The organism is Paraprevotella clara YIT 11840 (genome assembly GCF_000233955.1).
In the GTDB taxonomy this organism is placed as follows: domain Bacteria; phylum Bacteroidota; class Bacteroidia; order Bacteroidales; family Bacteroidaceae; genus Paraprevotella; species Paraprevotella clara.
The window spans coordinates 1-502 of sequence record NZ_JH376739.1 but is presented as its reverse complement, the minus strand read 5'-3'; the positions used below and the strand labels follow the sequence as shown (position 1 = coordinate 502).

1 protein-coding gene is annotated in these 502 nt (G+C 37.5%); it reads right to left on the bottom strand.

Annotated features, from left to right (window positions below; genetic code table 11):
* A partial coding sequence (locus HMPREF9441_RS17360) for a TraR/DksA family transcriptional regulator (RefSeq protein WP_008623881.1) occupies positions 1-362 on the bottom strand: 362 nt, incomplete at its 3' end.
* Between the last annotated feature and the right edge of the window lie 140 nt (positions 363-502).

Sequence of the window (502 nt, the reverse complement as noted above, 5' to 3'; positions counted from 1 at the left end):
TCAATGCTTAGGGTAGCGTGGGGCACCGCCATCAAGCGACGTTTGTCTATCAGTTTACCTGTTACGCGACAGATACCATAAGTCTTATTCTCTATGCGGACAAGCGCATTCTTAAGGTCGCGAATAAACTTCTCTTGTCTAATGGCCAATGCCGTATTCTCTTCTTTGCTCGTTACCTTCGAGCCTTCTTCAAAAGCCTTAAAGGTAGGCGATGTATCGTCAGTACCATTAGTAGCGCTGTTCATATACGAACTGCGGATAAGTTCTAAGTCTGTCTGAGCCTTTTTTATTTTCTCTTCTATAATCGCTTTAAATTCTTCTAATTCTTTATCAGAATAGCGCACTCTTATATTTTCTTCCATAATATTCTGAGTATTTAGTTATTAATTCATTTTTTCAAGGGTGTAAAAATACAACTATTTTTGTAACTACCAAAAATAATTCCACATTTTTTACTCTTCAAGTGCTATTTCTCGCTGCAATGTCCATACCTCTACTTCTT